Below are 19,604 nucleotides of genomic sequence, written 5' to 3' on the forward strand. Positions count from 1 at the left end.
GCCCTGCCTCGCTGGATAGCCTAATTACATAACAAGGCCCCGGGCACACCCGCCCGGAGCCTGTTTTTTGCATTCGTTTTAGAATTATGCCGCCACGTCCCGGCGCGTAAAGACGAGCCATGAGACGAGGTTAAATACCGCAAAGTGAATGGCCAGTACAATAATCGAGAAGGAGAGCGTCATTCCTTCCTGATACGGCCGGCCGGAAAGATGCTGTGAAAGATCAATGTTGGCAAACAGCAGGTATCTGCTCCAATCGTAAGCCTGCAGCAGCTCCATCAGAATCGCCCCTGCAAACAACGCAGCGATGGAAATTCCGATTGCCATTGTGCTGCTGCGGAAAGCGGACGAGATCATAAACGCCATCGATACAAAAATAATGGTCGATACGCCGTTCAGCAGATACGTTTTCCATAAATTTGCGACCATATTATACTCCGCGACCTGACCGGAGCCGTTCACCTCAAGCAGCGGAAGGTTCATCCACCCAAACCCGTACAACAGCCCGTTGAACAGCACAGATACGACGAACAGAATGCATAAGAGCATAAGGCTGAACAGGATGAGCGACAAATATTTGGCTAGCCATATTTTGAAGCGGCTTGCGGGCCGGATGAGCAGCAGCTTAATCGTTCCCGTCGCAAATTCTCCCGCCAGGCTGTCCCCCGCAATGATAACCGTGAACAGCGTAATCAGCACAATCAGCTCCGCCGAGCCGTTTATGCCGTCCCACATCGTACCCGAGGTTGGACGGATGTCATGCTCCAAGCGATAGTCGTTGATCAAAATTTGATCTTGATAATACCTCTTCGTATCGTCCCCCATATCGGGGCTGCTAAGGCCTTGCTGCATCTGGCGCTGTTCGTCCGCAATCTCCGTCCGCCAGCCGTCGCCCTGCATGCTTTTATCGTCATAGTGCCATTCCATAAAGCTCCCCAGGAGGACGGCTCCAATCATCAGCACAACCATAACCCATGTCCTTATCCGGCGGTACAGCTTCATGTTTTCATTGAGGATCAGGCTAACCAATTTTCTCACCTCCCGTAATTTGCAGGAACCGGTCTTCCAGCGACTGGCGGACCGAACGGACCTCATAAATCGCGATATTCGCCTCAATAAGGCGGGAAACCACTTCGGGAATAACCGCCCGGTCAGCTATGAGCTCGATTCCTTCGGAAACCGGCTTCACTCCGCTCACTCCCTCCACCTCCCTGACGATGGCAAGAGCTTGCTCGACAGGCAGCGCTTCAATCAGGAACGTCTGCGCCTTGTCGTCCGTGTTCATGAATTCCTGAATCCGCTTGACGTCGACAAGCCGCCCCTTCTGAAGAATCGCCACGCGGTCGCACATCAGCTCCATCTCGGACAGCAAGTGGCTGGACACAATGACGGTAATTCCCTCTTCCCGGGTCAAATAGTGCAGGTAATCACGCAGCTCGCGGATACCGGCCGGATCAAGACCGTTCGTCGGTTCGTCGAGAATAAGCACGGACGGGCGGTGCAGCAGCGCTTGAGCGACTCCGAGCCGCTGACGCATGCCGAGCGAATATTTTTTGACCTTGTCGTGAATGCGGTCTTCGAGCTTGACCAGCTCCACTACCTCACGGATTCTCTCCTTCGGAATGCCCGGAATCATCCGCGCGTAGTGGACCAGGTTATGATATCCGCTCAAAAACTTGTACATCTCCGGGTTCTCTACAATGGCGCCAACATGGCGAATTGCCTGTTCGAACTGGCTTTTGATGTTTTTGCCCTTGATCAGAATTTCCCCGTTCGTAATGGACATCAGCCCTACCATCATGCGGATCGTTGTCGTTTTTCCGGCTCCGTTCGGCCCCAGAAATCCAAAAATCTCCCCTTGCGGCACATCGAACGTGAGATTGTCGATAATCGTATGCCGGCCTACCCTTTTGGTCACCTGACGCAAGCTTACAACCGGTTCCTGACTCATTTATAGACCTCCTTGATTAGATTGTTTATCAGTCGGAATGAATCATGACTGCTGAATCCGTTGCATCCACCTTGGCATTCCATCTGCCGCTGCCGATTACCCCGCTAACCCGGTCCTCGCCGTTATCATTCCATGCTTCTTCCACCGGAAACGGCAGCGTTGTGCGGAGTTTTCCTGAGGTGACAACTGCATTCAGCTTATATCCCCCCGTTTGCGGCAGCATCAGACGAATGGAAGAGTTTTGGCCGGACACAATCAGATCGTTCCGAACCTCCTCCACCTGCATATCCCCGGCTTGAACCTGCAGCTGTACGGGACCGGAAGCTCCGCGAACATGCAGCCCGCCGCCATTCACACTGCCTGTAACCGAGCCTTCAATTTCGTTGATAAAGCTGTAAGCGGACTCGCTCTCCAGCTCTGCCGCGCCCGTGATTTTCACCATCGTCGTTTCGCTGGACACGCTCTTGGCTTGAACCCCGCCCCTAATTTCGGACAAATAAAGAGTCCCATCCGTGGAAGACACGGACACATCGCCGACCACCCGGAAAATTTCCAGCATACCGTCCACAACGCTAGCTTCTACGTCTCCCTGAATATCCTCGATATGAACCGAGCCCTGCTCATTGCGAACCGACAGGCCGAGCTGATCCGGCAACAGCAAGGTATATTGAATGGCGATAGCGTCGTCATGAACGGGCCTGCCGTTCAACGAAGCCGACAACGACAACACGCCGTCGCGGAGCACTTGATCTACCTTTACCGCATCCCGCAGCTTGTTTGCCTTGTCCTCGTTCAGCGCTGAGGCGGTGACCTTATACGTCAGCTCAACCGAATCTCCAGTTGCGCGGCTCACCGTCATCTCGGTTCCCGTACCGGAAAGGCGCACTTCACGAACGCCATCCCGTCCGATGGACAGCTCGTTCTCCGCGGTGGCTGTTATACCTTGCCGTGATTGCTCGTGTGCCAAGGTTTTGTCCTCATTCAGGAACTGGATGCCAAATGCCTCGAACATCTCTTCCTTTTTCACCGCCACATCCACAAGAGAGAGTGTGAAAAGCACAAGCATCGTTGCGAGGAGCACGACCCTTTTTGCCCGAAATCCCATGTTCACACCTCCACTTCCTTCTCAAACAAATAACCGTTTAACCACACCAGTCCGGCGCAGAGCAGCAGCAGGACAAGGAACGGGCCTGAATGGAGATAGAGCAGATCCGTGTCATCGCTTCCGAAAGCTATGCCCGGAATTCCGGCCAGCAGACCCGATAAAGGAGGACTAATGCGGATGACCAGCCATAACCCGCCGATAAAAGCAAGACAGGCGAAGGTTCGCTGAAACCTGGCAGCGAGCTGTCCGCATAGAAAAGAAAACTGGAGGAGCACCGCCAGAAAAACGACTGTAAACAGATACATCCATAGGCTGTTCAGCGCCACATTGAGCAAAAACGGCAGCAGCGGCGGGAAAAAGTCATGCATCGTATCCCATCTCCCTCTCAAAACCACAACCGCAAAGCTTGCCGTGATCCAGCTCATTGAAACAAGGAGAGGCAGCAGCGATGCCAGCAGCTTCGCCGACATGATCTTCCAGCCGCGAATCGGCAGGGACAAGAGCAGATAGATCGAATTCGTTTTCCACTCCGTCTGCAGCTGGTAATATCCCATTCCGACCGTTAACAGCCCGACGATTACAGCCGGTATAATGAAGGTGCTGACAAAAATAAAGTCCTCTTCCCAACCCGCGCCTCTATATAAGGTGAAGAGATGATAGGCCGTTACCACCGCGCAGAAGACGGCGTATAAAGGAAAAATGCTTTTCCATTCCTTTTTGAACAGTTGACCGAAGCCCATCTACATGCACACCTTCTCCCACATGTTTTCCAAGGAGCAGCCGAATTCGGAGCGCAGCCGGTCGGCGGATTCGTACCGTTTAATCTGGCCTTCGAACAGAAAGATGACATCGTCAAACATTGGCTCCGCCTCGTTCACCGAGTGCGTAGACAAAATAATGGTCTGCTCTTCGGAATTGAACTCCTCGATGATGGAACGAACGATCTTTTCCCGTGAAGGCGGGGCGATGCCGGAAAAAGGTTCGTCCAGCAGCACGAGCGGAACCTTACGGGATAGAGCAACGATCAGCTTTAAGCGCGCCCGCATTCCTTTAGACAAATTGCGCACCTTCTGGTTGGAATCCAGCTCCAGCCTGTCAAGCATTTCAGCTGCTTTGTCCGGCTGCCAGTCCGCATAAAACGCCGATATAAATGTCAGCGTTTCCGTCACCGTCATGCCGCCGTAAAGATGATCGATTTCCGGCAGATAGGCGATGGTGCTTTTACTGCGCGCGCCGGGCGTGAGGCCGTTAACCGTAATGCTGCCGGAGGTGGGATGAATGAGGCCGGCCATCATTTTGAGCAAAGTGGATTTCCCGCTTCCGTTTGGCCCGAGCAGGCCGACAATGCTGCCTCTGCGGACGGAAAGATCGATGCCGCGCAGAGCATGTTTTAACAAATAGCGCTTATGCAGTCCCTTTAGCTCAATGACGGGCTGATTGTCTGGTATATTCATCGCTCACACCTCCTTTTTCCCGTTATATAAATGTTCACTTAAAAGCCGCTCCGTCTCAGCCGGATTGATACCAAGCCCGTTCATCTCCTCGATAAACTGCTGCACCGCCGTCTGCGCCATTTCGGACCGGATATGTACAAGCAGCTCGGGATCGTTCTTAATAAAAGTCCCTTGTCCCCGCAACGTTTCCGTCAGCCCCTCCCGCTCCATCTCCTGATAAGCTCTTTGAACCGTGTTGGGATTTACCTTGGACAAATGCGCCTGCTCTTTATGCGAAGGAATCTTATCTCCCGGTTTCAGTTCGCCCCGGGCGAGAGACTTCTTGACCTCATCGACCATCTGCAAATAAATAGGCTTCGGATTGTTGAAATCCAGCTGCAATAAGCACACCTCCTTCATAGCAACAACCCAGTGCACTATTTGACTAGTGCACCTCATGTAGATCAATGTAATCATCCCGGCATGAGTTGTCAACAAAAAAAACCTCTCCCCGGCGCCGAAGCGACGCCTTGAGGAGAGGTTATGCGGCTGCCTAGATGAACGTATGTCCAGCCTGTTCCAATGCTGCCCTTGCCTTGTCAATGGAGTGCAGCTTGACCAGCAAATAGTCGGTATTAAACGTGGAAATGGCAAAAATGCTGATTTCCTTTTCCGCCAGTGGATTGGCCAACGAAGCGAGGATGCCGGTCAGCCCGAAGTCCAGCACACCTTCCACTTTAATGCACTTCCAGTCCTGCTCCAGCTCAGCCTGCGTATTATCCGGTATTACCGACGATGAGCAGACGATGGAAAGCTCCTCGTTGGTCCGGGAAATCGAAACAAACTCGCCTTGATCCGCCCAGGACGGCACTTCAGCGCTCGGGGGGAGCTTAACAACGGCAAATGTCGCGTCCAATATCGTTAAATTCATGGTATTCCTCCTTCAAAAACCTGTTGAACCAGCATCTTTGCTGCTGGTTTCTATTCTACCCGTAAGGGGGAGCGGGGCTCAAGTTGACTCGTTCGTTTGCTGCACCTGGAAATTCAATTCGCGTAAAATGAGAATTTTTTAATTGACACATTAAGGAAGTGGGTGGATAATTTAGGCATTACATGGGCATTTAGTCTCAAAACAGATACCAGCAACAGAATCTGTAGACTCAATTTTGTCGATTAATAGGTCTTTTGAATTCCAATCCTAAGTCCCATTTTTATGTTCGGTTATCTGGATAGTTTTGTTATCTTTTACATAGTGGAGGTATGAAGGGTGAAAAAGCAGTTCATTATGGCATCGCTTTCAACAGCTTTATTATTTGGTGCAGTTTCTTCAGCAGGAATCGGTTATGCAGCTTCTACCAGTCAAGGTTTTACGGACATTGAGAACTCGTTTGCTAAAGAAGCTATTCAGGAACTCGTTGAAGCAGGAATACTGACGGGTGTAAACGGCTCTCAATTCGATCCAAAAGGCGAGCTCACTCGTGCTCAGTTCGTAACGATTATGGTGAAGGCTATGGGATTAAAGGTCGACACTACCAAGGCTACATCAACGACTTTTAAAGACGTAACCGGCTGGGCAGCTCCTTATATTGACGCCGCTTTTGAAGCAGGAATTATTAAGGGCACTGGTGCAGGAATGTTTAGTCCAAATGGCACTTTAACACGTGAGGCCGCTGCAGTCGTTCTCGTTAACTCACTGAAGTATCAGGGCAAGCTTGAGGAAACTAATGCTGAACTGACATTCAAAGATTCGGATGATATCTCTTCATGGGCAAGAGATTCCGTCGCGATTGCATTAAAATACGGTCTGATTAAAGGCAATCCAGACGGCACGTTTAACCCGAAGGGGTTTGCAAATCGCGAACAAGCTGCTGTCATGGGGAAAAACTTTCTTGTATCGGCTGAGGCTATTCAGCAGGCCACTCCAACTCCCGTAGCTACATCAAGCCCGACGCCGACACCGTCAGTATCTCCTACACCGTCACCGACGCCGACACCTTTTATTCCAACGGGGCCAACTATCACTCCAACTCCGACTCCAGAGTCGACCCCAACTGCAACTCCAACAGCTACACCAACTGCGACTCCAACGGCTACTCCTACTGCAACACCAACTGCGACTCCAGCTGCCCCGACCTTTAACGTTAATCCTGAGCTCACACTCATGGACGGCGGTGGTCTGCTGCTTACGTTCAGCATGGCCGAAGACTTGGATTTGGACCAAGCCAACTCTAATGTGGAGATCAAGTACTTTACGAAGGACGCTAACGGCCAGCGCATAGCCATTTCCAACACCAAAACGTCCGGACCTTTGGTGAAGAACAAAGAGTGGGCCGGTTACCTTGCTTCTACCGAACTCCCTGCTCAGAACTATTCTAAGGGCACGGCCAATAACGCGAATTACAGCAACCAAATTCCGGCTAATGCCAAGCTGGGTACAATCGTCAAAAAAGGCTTCCATTCTAATGGCGATATGGACTATGTAGAGATCGATTGGGATCTTCCAAACACCTACGTCGCGGTAGTTTCCGTTACTAACGCTGCGGGTAAAACCGTAACGAAGGAAGCTTCCGTTACCGTTGAGCCAGCTGCTCCGACCTTCAACGTCGATCCTGCACTGACGCTTATGGAAGGTGGCGGTCTGCTGCTTACGTTCAGCATGACTGATGAATTAAATCTGGACGACTCTAACTCCAATGTGGAGATCAAGTACTTCACACTCGATAGCAATGGCGAACCTCAACCAATCACCAACACCAAAACTTCGGATCCTCTGGTGAAAAACAAAGAGTGGGCCGGGTACCTCGCCTCTACGGAGACGCCTGGATTGAATTATTCCAAAGGTACGGACATTAACTCAAACTATATCAACCAGATTCCGGCTAATGCCAAGCTGGGTACCATCGTCAAAAAAGGCTTCCATGCTCCTAATAACGATATGGACTATGTCGAGATCGATTGGGATCTTCCAAACACCTACGTCGCGGTAGTTATCGTTACCAACGCTGCGGGTAAAACCGTAACGAAGGAAGCTTCCGTTACCGTTGAACCTGCTGCTCCGACCTTCAACGTCGATCCTGCACTCACGCTCATGGAAGGCGGCGGTCTGCTGCTTACGTTCAGCATGACTGATGAATTGAATCTGGACGACTCTAAATCCAACGTGGAGATCAAGTACTTCACACTCGATAGCAATGGCGAACCTCAACCAATCACCAACACCAAAACTTCGAATCCTCTGGTGAAAAACAAAGAATGGGCCGGTTATCTTGCTTCTACGGAAACGCCTGGATTGAATTATTCCAAAGGTACGGACATTAACTCAAACTATATCAACCAGATTCCGGCTAATGCCAAGCTGGGTACCATCGTCAAAAAAGGTTTCCATGCTCCTAATAACGATATGGACTATGTCGAGATCGATTGGGATCTTCCAAACACCTACGTCGCGGTAGTTATCGTTACCAACGCTGCGGGTAAAACCGTAACGAAAGAAGCTTCGGTGACGGTTGATCCTCCGGCTTAAGACTGTAGGAATAATAAGCATCAGAACAATCGTTTAATAGAAATATCAAATGAAGCGCCGAAATAATATAAAATGCACCCTTAAAATGACATTGGATAAAACCTATCCGATGGACTTCTACGGGTGCATTTTTTATGTCAATGAATAAATTTGACCAACACAGTAATCTCAATTTGCGGAGAGGCACAATGGTAAGATCAGTGGTTTGTTATCTCAAGCAAGCTTGCTTCACCTGCATGCAGAGGACCCGCTAGCTCTCTCACTCTGGAATGACGCCTGTTGTTCCGTTTTGCGGAATAATAAAGGACCATTTGGAATCCCGATACCAACGATTGACTAGTGTGCGTTTAAGAGTCAACTTTGTGGGCCTTTTATCTAAGTCGTCAATGACAAATTTAGCATCTGCCAAGCTAAACTGGCCTGATGTGCCAAACGAAATACCGCCGGCGAAATGAACGGAATACTCCTTTCCAAATTCATCAATAGCGATCCACTTGTCCTTGGAGATTTCGTTATTCACAGTTCCACCAAGCGGAATAGTCGCAAGTATGTCATCTGAACCAGGTTTAGTCGGATTAATCTGTAATCCATGTAAAAGCAGCTTGTCGCCCGAGTCTTCAAATATCGCCGGTTGTTCTGCTGATATTTTTGCCGGATCAAATGTGACCGATGCTTCGCTCTTTTCCCGAATCACATAACTATCCAGAACGAACCGGATTTTTTGCTTATCGTAGGGGAAATTGTTGAACTGGTAGAACCATTGGTTTAACCCGCTCCAGCGTTCCAATTCGTACCGGCGGTTAAGCTCAAACAATACGCTATCCCCCACCAGGTTGCCCTGTTCATCCTCCAGACGAAAGTTAAGCTGATGGAACCCGCTCTGCCCATTTACTGCTCTTCGGGATGCTTCAGGGGAGAGCTTTGTGGTAAATTCCAGTGATCCGCCGCTAGGTGTCCGCGTCGCTCCCTGCATATGAATTTGAATTCCACCAGGGGTTTCATAGGTTTTATTAATTTCAGTAAAAAGTGTCTGGGCCTTTGCTTTTGCCAAATCGGCTTCCACAGTGAGCGCCCAGTTTCCCTCAACCGTTTTAATAACGGACCTCTCTTTCAAGAAATACAATTTCTTGATGTGAATATCAAGTTGCAGCTTATCAGTGAGTACACCACGCATAAAATCCAATTCGATCCTGTTTGTCGATTGGTTTCCGCCATCCCGTCTGGCATAAGAAACGTCTCCAAAATTCCCTTTTTCAATAAAATAAACGTTGAAATCTGCTGTTGCATAGTCAATTTGCCCGGCCACAGCGTTGCCTTTGGCGTCATAAACATCGACTCCGATAATAATACGAGTTGAGTCGGCAATGACTTCATTGACCTTCAAGGTATACCCTTGGTTGGAAGCACTGGCAACTGAGGTCTGAATTAATCCCATATCCCGGACATTTTCCATTCCGCTGTCAACATAACCGTCCATTGCAAACAATGAGCGCAGCATGCCCGCTAGGCTGGGCTGTGTAAATAGCAGGGTGCTGCTCACCAGAACGATAGTCGCCGCCGCTGCGCCCCAGATTTTGAGACGCGAAGAACGAACGTCCGCCTGGCTGCGTTTTACCTGGGCTGCAATAGAAGGGTATTGCAAAACGTTATGCGCTCGGGATTCGGGGAGTTGATCTGCTTTTAATACCGGTTCAATCTCAATATCCTCCAGCTTAAACATGACCTGCTTGGTGAAATCATCTGCCAATTCCTTTGTAAAAAGCGCATCTTCTAAGATTTTGTCTTGCATCGTCGGCAGGCTTTCCTCAGCTTTTTGACTGGCTCTTTTCATTTCGATACGCTCCCAGAATGCCATAACGCTGTCCCCCCTTGTCCTTTACGACTTTCCGCAGGCTAATTTTGGCACGAAATATTACATTGGTGATCTGCCGTACCGACATACCGGTGATTTCGGCGATTTCTGCATGATTAAGTTGATTGGTGTACCGTAAGATAAATACGAGCCGGTAATGCTCAGGCAGCACCTCCAACAGACGATCCAATTCGGAGCGCAGCTCCTTTTGCAATAACCTTGATTCCGGCGTTTCTTCTTCACATCGAACATCATCCTGCATAATCGAATCCGGCCTTGCTTTGCTGCCCTTATCCTTCTGTAAATTAACAGCGATGGTATAGATCCATCCCGCAAAACTTTTTGCAGGATTATGCGATGCCAGTTTTTGATAAGCTTTAATTAGCGTCTCCTGAGTCAAGTCCTGTGCGTCTGCCTCGGAAGATCCCATTTTGCGAAACAGGCCGTAAAGTTTATTTTGATAGCGCCGAACGATGTCCGTATACGCCTGTTTATTGCCGTGTAGTACGGCTTCAATTATGGAGTGATCATCGGTCTGCTCCATTCCTTGCCCTCCTTCGCCATCCCACACTTGCGTCATCTCAACTCTAAGACTCCTCCTCTGTATCTTTTCTCTCACCGGAATGCAAAAAAAGGAGTCTGTACATAAATGTACCAGGCTCCATTGTCGATTGTTTATTTCCTAAAATCGATTCTCAGTCAAAATAAATAAGGCACCCTCCACAGGTGCCCTTAGATACATGGACGATTAGAAGCTGAATTGCACAGCGTCCTAGTTTTTTTCCGCCAGCAGCCATGTTTCAGCCTGCTCCATGTCTTCAAAGGCATGAAATAACTTTCCGCGGTTTGCTTCAATGAGGAAATCCTTAAATTTTCCCCTAACGTTGTCGGCATCCATAACGGCCACGGCTTTGATGTGGTAAGTTGCAAGCTTTTGCAGCACCAATCCGGCAACACGGGTGGAGAGACGAAGAAAATCTTCTGACAGACAGTCTGCAGGGAGCATAACTTTGTCGGTTCCATTTTCCGCACAGGCGGCCACCAGATCCACCCCGTTTTGCTCCTCCCGGATTTGCCCGGAAATAACCTTAATATAGTCGTTTCCATCTTTCTGAACCTTGATGAATTCCATCTTAAACTCACGTCCTTTTTCTTGTAGGTCGGATGCTTCCGCCGCCAGCGGAAGCGCCACGGAGCGGACTTTTTCTATCCATGCCAACTCAGACTCATAGGACTGGCGAATGTTCTCCAACGCCAATTCCACAATTACGGACTCATATGACATATTGTCAGCCGAGGAAACTTCGCCTTTCACGGCGAGCGCCATCCCCTTCACTTCATCGCTGTATTGTTGAAGCAAGGATTCAAGCTCCGGCTTCGTAAGGTTTCCGCCAAATACCAGCTGCATCAAAAAGGTTTTGCGGATTTCCGGAAGCTCAGGCGTTCCCAGCGATAACCGATGCAATTTACCTTTGCCGCTGTTCGTCAGCGTATAGACTTTTTTTGTCGGAGAAGCTTCTCCTTGTTGAACCTGTGCACGGACAAAACCGTCGTTTTCAAGCTCGGCGAGCGCACGATAGATCTGGCTGTTGTTGCCCGACCAGTAGATAATGGGGGACTTCTGCATGGCTTTTTTCATGTCGTACCCCGTAAGCGCTCTATTCCGCAGCAGTCCTAAAATCGCATGTTGGATGTTCATCGTCTAACCTTCCCTCAATAACATAGGTTTACTGTAACATATGTTTAGAAAAACATAAAGATTTGAAAAAGAAAAACCTGCTGAAATATCTCAACAGGTTTTTTCCATATCTTTGCCTTCATCCATTTTATCTGCGTAGTGAGTCAACAAATCAGCCAGCCGCTCTCTAATGGTCGCACGCAGTTCCTTCGGTTCACTCACCACAGCCTCCTTGCCAAGCCCGACAAAATAAGAAGCAAAAAACAGAATATCACTTCTCGCTATATCTCCCTCGAGCCACCCCGTGCCGTCTTTTCGGACATGGAGCAGAGGAACGGGACAAAGATCCGCCTCACATGCTTCCACTCCTTCTTTGGACAATTCAGCATAAAGATATACCGTTTCGCCTTCATGACGAGTCAGCCCTTCCTTACTCTCCAAATGGTTCTGCTGCAAGTCAAGCGGCGGGGAATTTGAGGGATCAGCGGAAAGAATCCGGTCGCAGCGGAACACACGAAAAGACTTGCGAAGAAAACAATAGGCCAAACAATACCACAATCCCCCTTGGGTATAGATGCCTACGGGTTGAATTTCCCGCTTTCCCCGCTGCTGCTTGGACTTATACTCCACATGCAAGACAACCTGTTGGATGGCGGCATCCAGCAATACGGATAAATGCGGTGACTTCGCTTGCCGAACCGGCGTTATGAAGTCAACTCTGCCTCTCATCTGATCAATCCGTTCACGCACATCTTCCGGCATATAGGTATAGAACTTGTTTAACGCAGCAGATGTCTCCGTTTCGAACGGCAGGGACGAATAATGACGCAGCGCCTGGACAGCGAAAAATATAGCCACAGCCTCTCGTTCCGTGAAGGCAATTGGCGGCAAAAGCCGCTCCTGCAACAACCGATATCCGCCATGGGGGCCAACCTCAGAATAAAGAGGTACGCCTAGCTCGCTCAGCTCCTGCAAATCCCGAAGAATGGTTCTCGCAGATACACCGAACTCATAAGCAAGTTCCTTTACCGTAAATTGGCGCTTGCGATTGACCGCAATCATTAATTCCATCAGACGTTTGGTTTTAGACACTCGGTAAGCCTCCTCGCATGTAAAAAACCATTTTAACTATGACATGAATTGTCACCATTACTCGTTACAATCGAAGATGTGTCCGGTACAAACTTAACTATAAGGAGTTGAAGTACGATGAATGTAAAATTAACCCATTTTATCTAAGATTTGCTAATAATACTCCACCTTCTACAAGGAGGGGATGAATCGGCATTTTTTGGTTGTAAAAAGCGAACGTATGTGCTATAATTGGGGGAGGCCCACAAACCGGAGGTGATGGTTGAATGGTGCATCACAAGGCGTTTCGCTTTCGCCTCTATCCCACGGAAGAACAACGGACGCTTATCCATAAAACCATCGGCTGCGCTCGCTATGTCTTTAATCACTTCCTTGAAAAGTGGAATCGAACCTACCAAGAATCAGGAAAAGGGCTGACCTATAACACCTGTGCCATCGGATTGCCTCCCCTCAAGCGTCTCTTTTCCTGGCTAAAAGAAGTGGACAGCATGGCTCTGCAATCCAGTGTACGGAGCCTTGCGGATGCTTTTGCACGGTTTCACCAGAAGCAGAATAAGGCCCCTTGTTTTAAATCGAAGCGGAATCCAGTGCAAAGCTATACCACGAAATATACGAACGATAATATTGCGATGGAAGGCGATCGTCTGAAGCTGCCCAAGCTAGGATGGGTTCGCTTTGCCAAATCTAGAGAAGTGGAAGGTCGAATTCTTTCAGCCACGATTCGGAAGAACCCAACAGGCAAATACTTTGTCTCAATTCTATGCGAAGTGGAGATGGAGCCGCTTCCGGAATTGGAAACAGTCATAGCTGTTGACTTGGGTCTCAAATCGCTTGCGGTGTGCAGCAACGGGGAAGTCGTGTCCAATCCGAAGCATCTCCGCACCTTCGAAAAGAAATTGGCGTTTTGGCAGCGCCGCTTGTCGCGGCGAACAAAAGGCGGTTCGAATTATGCCAAGGCGAAGCAGAAAATCGCTCGAATTCATGAGGAAATCGCCAACTGCCGGCAGGACTTTTTGCACAAGCTCTCCACCAAGTGGATTCGTGAAAACCAAACGATCTGCCTGGAAGAGCTGCAGGTAAGTCACCTCATGCAACATTCCAAGCTGGCCAAGTCCATTGGAGACGCGAGTTGGGCCACGCTTCGCACGATGCTGACCTATAAAGCGGCTTGGTATGGCCGTCAAATTCAGACCGTGGCAAAAACCTATCCATCCAGTCAGCTTTGTCATGTGTGCGGAAACCGAAATCGCGACGTGAAACAGCTTAGCCTGCGGGAATGGAGTTGTTCCCATTGCGGTACGCACCACGACCGTGATCATAACGCGAGCATGAACATCAGGCAAGAAGGATTACGTTTATTGGGAACTCCCCACTCAACTGCGGGAACCGCAGGGATCGCTTGCTCCTAAAGAGAAGAATGCTTCTCTGTTCGCAAGAATCCTCCACCTCTCCAGGTGGTGGGAGCGTTCAAGAGCAGACTTTTGGCGCGCAAGTCGTGTTTAAACAAACGTTTGGAGAAGCTCCCGAACAAGAAGGCAGTGAGCCAATGCCCGAAGAAATGAAAAAACGCATTGCCCATGCCGTACTGGTTGTCGGAAGCTCCGAATTGTTTGTCAGCGATTCAGAACCCAACCAGCCGCTGGAGCACGGGAGTGAGGTCAACATCTGCCTAACTTTAAAGGATGTATCCGAAGCGGAGTGCATTTATGATGCGTTACGTTTAGAAGGTGCGGTACTCGTCCCCCTGCAGCCCATTTATTTTAGTCCGGCCTATAGCATGGTAACCGATCGGTTCGGAGTTACCTTTCAAATTTTTACGGAGAGAAATTAGTGCTCCCGCCCGTCAAACCCTGCTGCTGAACCGTTTGATCGCTTCCTCAGTCACAGGCTTAAAGAGGTTAACAAGGTTGCCATCGGGATCGCGGAATAGCACAGAACGGTTCCCCCATGGCATCGTGGTCGGTTCCTGTACCCAATCCTCGACCAATGGCTTTAAGCGCTCAAATTCGGCATCAACATCGTCGACGCGGAACTCAAGAATGACGGAGCGATTGCTGGCCGCTACTACGGAACCAATTCCGAACAGCAGCGCCGTTTGGGAGTGGCCGATGGCCAGAGTGCACGATGGCATAACGAGCTCGGCAAAAACAGGGGTAGGGCGCTCCGCTGAAACACCCATGATTTTTTCATAGAACAAAACGAGACGGTCCACGTCGTCGGTAATGATACGTACAGAAGCGAAGTTCACCAATATCATCCTTCCTGCAATAAATGTTCCGTTTACATACCGAATTATAAAAGAACGCTACTGACAGCGTTATGTCAGTAACGTTTGAACATTTTTTGCGCTTCCTCAAGAATCCGATGTTGGAACGATTCAGGTGCCACTACAATCACGCCCGCCCCCCAGCCAAGCACCCACTGCAGCAAATCATCCGGTTGACGAACACGTAACACCACATGCAAACGCGGTGCGGTTTATTAGATCCGAATCAAGAAAATCTTGCAAATCCAATAAAAGATGTCGGAACCGCCGGTAATTTCAAAAAAAATAGCTGCTTTGAATTTGACTTCAAAGCAGCCTTGCTGCAGATTTTTTTATTTTCCCATTTGTTCCAGCATGTTCAAGAGCACCGTTACCGCCTCTGCTCTAGTCGTTTTATCTCCAGGTGCAAATTGGTTTGCGCTTTTGCCTTCGATAACGTCCAGCTTTTTCAGGGCTGCCACTGCGCCTTTCGCCCAGACCGGAATGTCTTTATCATCTGCAAAGCCAGATGCCGCAGCCGCTCCGTCAATCAGGTCCATAGCCTTAGCAATCATCACGGTCATTTCCGCACGAGTGATTTCAGCATTCGGACGGAAGGAGCCGTCTTCATAACCATTGATAATACCTGCATAAACGGCCTGCGCGACGGATTTCTGCGCCCAGGCGCCAATCTTCGCGTTGTCCGTGAACGCCAGCTCCGCTCCTTCTACTTGCAGCTTGAGCGCATTCATCAGCATAACCGCAAATTCCGCACGCGTCACCGTACGACCCGGCTTAAACGTGCCGTCCGGGTAACCGCTGACGATGCCTGCGCTAACCGCTTTATTGATACTTGCCTCCGCCCAGTGTGCGGCGATATCGCTGAAGCTCACTTTTCCGTCTGTCGCCGGAGGGGCAGCATCGGCTATCGCGAATACAGCGAATTTTGTGAAGTGATCAACATCTGCGATGATGTTGTTTCCGCTGACTGTACCGCCGACTTTCACCCATTCCTTCTTCAATTCGTCATAGTAAAAAACAACCGGCTTCTCCTTGCTCTTCAAGCTGCTTGGATCAAATTTAAACGAGAGAGTGACCGGTTTGTCGAAGTTCTCCGTGAAGTTTTTTAGAATTTCGAATATCGGGCTGAGCAGAACGTCTTTACTTGTAATCAGTGTCCGAATGTCAGAGACTTTGTTAATCGTTAATTTTAGCTCTTTGCGGTTTGCATGAGCAGGAATCGTTATTTTGATCTCCTCTCCGAGGCTAACCTCTCCCTCTTTACCTGCAGGAAGCGTTAGATTACCATCTGTGGAGATGATCTTGGAGTCACTCATTGGCGGGGTTGGTATAGAAGAGCCGCCACCGCCACCGCCGTTTGTTGCGACCGTCACGTTTTCACTAACTTTCGAAATATTTCCAAGCCTATCGACAGCTTTAGCGGTATAGGTATACGTTTTCGATGCCGACAAGCCGGAATCGATATACGTACTTTCCGCCGTTTCCGCAATGAGCATCCCGTCACGATAAATCATATATTGGGCCACGCCTGAGTCATCATTAGCGGCAAGCTGAAGTGTAATGGTGTTTGTCGTTTTTGCGCCCGATGTTACGGTTACCTGATCCGGTGCGGTCGTATCCGCAAGCACTCCATAGGTGGAGAAATGGCTGACCGTCGTCGCGATGTTATGGTCCGTCACTTGAGAAGGATGATATTCCCACTTGCCTGTAGACTCGTTGTAATAATAAATAGCGAGCTTACTCCGGTCAGAGCTCTCGTCATACCCGAGTGTAATCTGTACAGGTTGAGTAATAGTAATACCCTCAAATTGGAAATCAATGATCTGTCCGGCTCTAGAAAGCTTAACTTCTCCGGAAGGCGCAGCGTTCGAATGTTGTACTGTCAATGTTGCCCCTTCGGGAAGGACCAGTTCGTCAGGCAGCTTGATTACGAGCCCGCCCGGGAACGTAAGCGTACGGACCGAGGGATTCAATAACATCGGCTCTCCCATGACACCCATTCGGGTAATCGTGACTACGTATTCCGTGTTTGAACCGTCTGGAGTCGTCACGATAATGTTAATAGGGTTAGGTCCGACGTCCAAGCTCGATGTTGCGTAGGTATATACATCATCTGTTACCGAATTATAAGTCGCCCCCGTTACCGTCAGCGATTGGTTAGGATCCCCTTTTCTCAGGAAAAGGTTAAGGCTCGAAACCGAATTCTCCACAACTACAGTATATTTCGTCTGCGATGGTGAAAAATGGAGCTCCGCCTGATCTAATGACAGACCTGACAATAATGTGTTCGATGGCAGCCATTGCGCAAATAAGGTGATATTTTTCGTGCCTATAAGGAAATCCATTCCGTCAACGTAACCCGTGCCGCTACCGTCGGCCGCTGTATTCCAACCTGCAAACGTGTAGCCCTTCTTCACCAGATTTCCGTTGTTGTTGAATACCGATATCGTAACGCCTTGCTCATACGAGCCGCTGTCGACCGGTACGCTTCCTCCTGTGCTGCCGTTGCCGTTATACGTCACCGTGTATGTCGGGTTTAAGGTCCATTTTGCATACAATGTCACATCGGACGAACCCATGGAGAATGCAGCGCCGGCAGCATAATCCGTTCCGGTTCCATCCGCTTGTGTATTCCAGCCCGCAAACGAATAGTGCGTTCTGGCAAAAGCGGTCGTGTTGCTGTAAACGTTGACCGTTACTCCTGGCGAGTACGATTTACTGTCGCTCGGCGCGCTCCCGCTAGTGTTTCCGTTCCCGTCATACGTCACATACTTTTGTATGGCCTGCAAGTAGGGATAACCGTCATTGCGCTCTGGACTGATCCCCCATATGCTTGCAAAATCCCAGCTTTGATCTGCATATGTGCTTTGCATCTTCATCTCTGCGGTCGTTTGGCCAACGCCTTTGCCTGAATCCGATTGTCCGGTTGTACCCGAGTCGTAGAAGCTAGAAATAATCGTTCCGCTGCTGTTGCCAATCAAACCGCCTACTTTCGAGCCGGTTCCGGTTACATTCCCTGCTGCATAGCTGTAGCTGATCGTTCCGCCATTGTTTCCGATCAAGCCGCCTACATTGGAGCTGCTGCCAATTACATTTCCTGTTGCATAGCTGTAGTCAATCGTTCCAATATTGTTGCCGCTTAAACCGCCTACACTAGAACCGCTTCCCGTTACATCTGCCGTGGCGAAGCTGTTGCTGATTGTTCCATAGTAATTGTAGCCTATCAAGCCGCCTACATTGGACGCTTTACCTGTTACACTTCCTGTTACGTAGCTGTTGCTTATCTGTCCGCCAAAGTTACGGCCTATCAAGCCGCCTACATGTTGTCTGCCTGTAACAGTTACATTTTCCAGGATCATATTGGAAACACTCGCATCATAACCTACGTCACCAAACAACCCTACATAATTGCTATCCGGCCTATTAATGGTCAAACCAGTAATCTTGTGTCCATTGCCGTCCATATGGCCCAGAAACGGATTGCTAGAACCGCCGATCGGCAACCATCTTTCGCCGTAGCCGCTCAAATCAATATCCGCAGCCAGCTTAAAATAAAGATCCGGAACCAAATAGTTCCTGATCGTATCAAGCTCCTCACCGGTTGTAATCTGATAAGGATCACTTACAGTACCCGTTCCAACTTCTAAAACCTTCGTCCATTGCGCGTACAGCGTCACATCGGACGATATCGTGCCCTCAGCGTCTGCTGCATAATACGCTCCTTGTCCGTCCACCTGCGTGTTCCAGCCTGCAAACGTGTAGCCGTTCTTCACCAGATTTCCGTTGTTGCCGGACACTCCTACCTTAGTGCCATTATACGAGCTGCTGTTAGCGGGGGCGTCTCCTCCTGTGCTGCCGTTGCCGTTATAAATCACGGTGTATCTAGGGTGTACGGTATAAAGCAGAGGAGATGATTCGCTTGCGGCATAGTTGATATCCCCTGATAGCACACCGGTAATGGAGTGCGTACCGATTGCCAGATCGGATGTGCTAAAGCTGGCGCTAGACGAAGGGGTTAAAAGTTCTCCCCATCCCAGCGTAATCGTGAAGTTGTCCTGGCCCCAAAAGGTGAAGGTCCGAGCTGTGGCATCCATCGTAATTTGCGATAAATAACGGGCTCCAGCCTTTTCCCATTCATTAACGATGGTGCCGGAGGAATCATAAGCAACAATATTCATCGCAATGCGATTATCCGCAAAGCTGTAGGCCTTGTAAGTGTATTCCCCCCATTGAATAAAAGGTCCTCTGCTATCTGTCATAATGATTGGTTCAGCTGTAGTTAATGGGGAAGTCATAAGATCTTGATTGCCATCCTTGAAGGTAACCGTCCCGCCAGGTGGAGTTCCGCCGATTGCCTGATTAATGGCGCTGGCAGTGAAGGTTACTTGCTCTCCGTAAGTTGTAGTAACGGAACTTGCCGTAATCTTTGATGTAACCGTCTCCTGAGCCTTAACAATCCCTGAATAAATAATGATGAATACTGCCGCTGCGAGGACAACCATGACGATCTTTTTCTGTTTTAACGTGTCAAGAATGTTGTGCACCCCTAGTTCCCCTTTGTTTTATACGAATAAAAGCTAAATCGATATTGTTCCATAAATAAATTTCTCTTCTATATCTTTATCGGCGAAATGTTCGACGAAATAAATTGCAGCCGCACAAAAGAGATGCCACGCCCCGTGTTTCCATGCCGAGAGTCCGGCT

General features: G+C 49.3%; 17 protein-coding genes. 3 read left to right on the forward strand and 14 right to left on the reverse strand.

Annotated features, from left to right (window positions below; genetic code table 11):
* Positions 1 to 84: 84 nt before the first annotated feature.
* The 7 genes from M3223_RS10955 to M3223_RS10985 form a co-directional block, all read right to left on the reverse strand.
* On the reverse strand, positions 85 to 1,029 hold the full coding sequence (locus tag M3223_RS10955) for an ABC transporter permease (RefSeq protein WP_251561329.1): 945 nt from the start codon (positions 1,027 to 1,029) through the stop codon (positions 85 to 87).
* Positions 1,022 to 1,951 carry an ABC transporter ATP-binding protein gene (locus M3223_RS10960; protein WP_251561330.1) on the reverse strand — a complete coding sequence of 310 codons (930 nt, stop codon included), beginning with the start codon at positions 1,949 to 1,951 and terminating at the stop codon, positions 1,022 to 1,024. Before M3223_RS10960 ends, M3223_RS10955 begins: the two co-directional genes overlap by 8 nt.
* Positions 1,952 to 1,979: 28 nt before the next feature.
* On the reverse strand, positions 1,980 to 3,056 hold the full coding sequence (locus M3223_RS10965) for a hypothetical protein (protein ID WP_251561331.1): 1,077 nt from the start codon (positions 3,054 to 3,056) through the stop codon (positions 1,980 to 1,982).
* Positions 3,057 to 3,058: 2 nt separating this feature from the next.
* Complete coding sequence (locus tag M3223_RS10970; protein WP_251561332.1) at positions 3,059 to 3,796, reverse strand: hypothetical protein; 738 nt, start codon at positions 3,794 to 3,796, stop codon at positions 3,059 to 3,061.
* Entirely contained in the window at positions 3,797 to 4,510 is a 714-nt protein-coding gene (locus tag M3223_RS10975) for an ABC transporter ATP-binding protein (RefSeq protein ID WP_251561333.1), read from the reverse strand.
* Positions 4,511 to 4,513: 3 nt separating this feature from the next.
* Positions 4,514 to 4,891: a GntR family transcriptional regulator gene (locus M3223_RS10980; RefSeq protein WP_251561334.1), complete on the reverse strand. Its 378-nt coding sequence runs from the start codon at positions 4,889 to 4,891 to the stop codon at positions 4,514 to 4,516.
* A gap of 151 nt (positions 4,892 to 5,042) precedes the next feature.
* Positions 5,043 to 5,420: an ACT domain-containing protein gene (locus M3223_RS10985; RefSeq protein WP_251561335.1), complete on the reverse strand. Its 378-nt coding sequence runs from the start codon at positions 5,418 to 5,420 to the stop codon at positions 5,043 to 5,045.
* Between the two features lie 336 nt (positions 5,421 to 5,756).
* Here M3223_RS10985 and M3223_RS10990 point away from each other — a divergent pair, with 336 nt between their 5' ends.
* Complete coding sequence (locus M3223_RS10990) at positions 5,757 to 8,012, forward strand: S-layer homology domain-containing protein (RefSeq protein WP_251561336.1); 2,256 nt, start codon at positions 5,757 to 5,759, stop codon at positions 8,010 to 8,012.
* Positions 8,013 to 8,271: 259 nt separating this feature from the next.
* Here M3223_RS10990 and M3223_RS10995 read toward each other — a convergent pair whose 3' ends face one another.
* From M3223_RS10995 to M3223_RS11010, 4 genes are all read right to left on the reverse strand, one after another.
* Positions 8,272 to 9,867, reverse strand: coding sequence for a DUF4179 domain-containing protein (locus M3223_RS10995; protein ID WP_251561337.1), 1,596 nt, complete (start codon positions 9,865 to 9,867; stop codon positions 8,272 to 8,274).
* Complete coding sequence (locus tag M3223_RS11000) at positions 9,818 to 10,444, reverse strand: RNA polymerase sigma factor (RefSeq protein WP_251561338.1); 627 nt, start codon at positions 10,442 to 10,444, stop codon at positions 9,818 to 9,820. Before M3223_RS11000 ends, M3223_RS10995 begins: the two co-directional genes overlap by 50 nt.
* A 192-nt stretch (positions 10,445 to 10,636) precedes the next feature.
* Positions 10,637 to 11,563 (reverse strand): DUF4180 domain-containing protein, encoded by a 927-nt coding sequence (locus M3223_RS11005; protein ID WP_251561339.1) that lies wholly within the window; start codon positions 11,561 to 11,563, stop codon positions 10,637 to 10,639.
* A gap of 90 nt (positions 11,564 to 11,653) precedes the next feature.
* The gene (locus M3223_RS11010) at positions 11,654 to 12,634 is read right to left on the reverse strand and encodes a helix-turn-helix transcriptional regulator (protein WP_251561340.1); all 981 of its coding nucleotides are present in this window, start codon (positions 12,632 to 12,634) and stop codon (positions 11,654 to 11,656) included.
* 266 nt (positions 12,635 to 12,900) lie between these two features.
* On the opposite strand from M3223_RS11010, the gene tnpB reads away from it, so the two are divergent.
* Together tnpB and M3223_RS11020 are read left to right on the forward strand one after the other, a co-directional pair.
* The gene (gene tnpB, locus M3223_RS11015; RefSeq protein WP_251561341.1) at positions 12,901 to 14,043 is read left to right on the forward strand and encodes an IS200/IS605 family element RNA-guided endonuclease TnpB; all 1,143 of its coding nucleotides are present in this window, start codon (positions 12,901 to 12,903) and stop codon (positions 14,041 to 14,043) included.
* An 86-nt stretch (positions 14,044 to 14,129) separates the two neighbouring features.
* Positions 14,130 to 14,465 carry a VOC family protein gene (locus tag M3223_RS11020; RefSeq protein ID WP_251561342.1) on the forward strand — a complete coding sequence of 112 codons (336 nt, stop codon included), beginning with the start codon at positions 14,130 to 14,132 and terminating at the stop codon, positions 14,463 to 14,465.
* 12 nt (positions 14,466 to 14,477) lie between these two features.
* On the opposite strand, the gene M3223_RS11025 is transcribed toward M3223_RS11020, so the two are convergent.
* The 3 genes from M3223_RS11025 to M3223_RS11035 form a co-directional block, all read right to left on the reverse strand.
* A complete protein-coding gene (locus M3223_RS11025; protein WP_251561343.1) occupies positions 14,478 to 14,882 on the reverse strand; it encodes a VOC family protein in 405 nt (134 codons plus the stop codon).
* Positions 14,883 to 14,956: 74 nt separating this feature from the next.
* Entirely contained in the window at positions 14,957 to 15,094 is a 138-nt protein-coding gene (locus tag M3223_RS11030; protein ID WP_353057687.1) for a WYL domain-containing protein, read from the reverse strand.
* A gap of 138 nt (positions 15,095 to 15,232) precedes the next feature.
* On the reverse strand, positions 15,233 to 19,444 hold the full coding sequence (locus M3223_RS11035; RefSeq protein ID WP_251561344.1) for an S-layer homology domain-containing protein: 4,212 nt from the start codon (positions 19,442 to 19,444) through the stop codon (positions 15,233 to 15,235).
* Positions 19,445 to 19,604: the final 160 nt, after the last annotated feature.

The organism is Paenibacillus pasadenensis (assembly GCF_023715725.1).
GTDB lineage: Bacteria > Bacillota > Bacilli > Paenibacillales > Paenibacillaceae > Paenibacillus_O > Paenibacillus_O pasadenensis_A.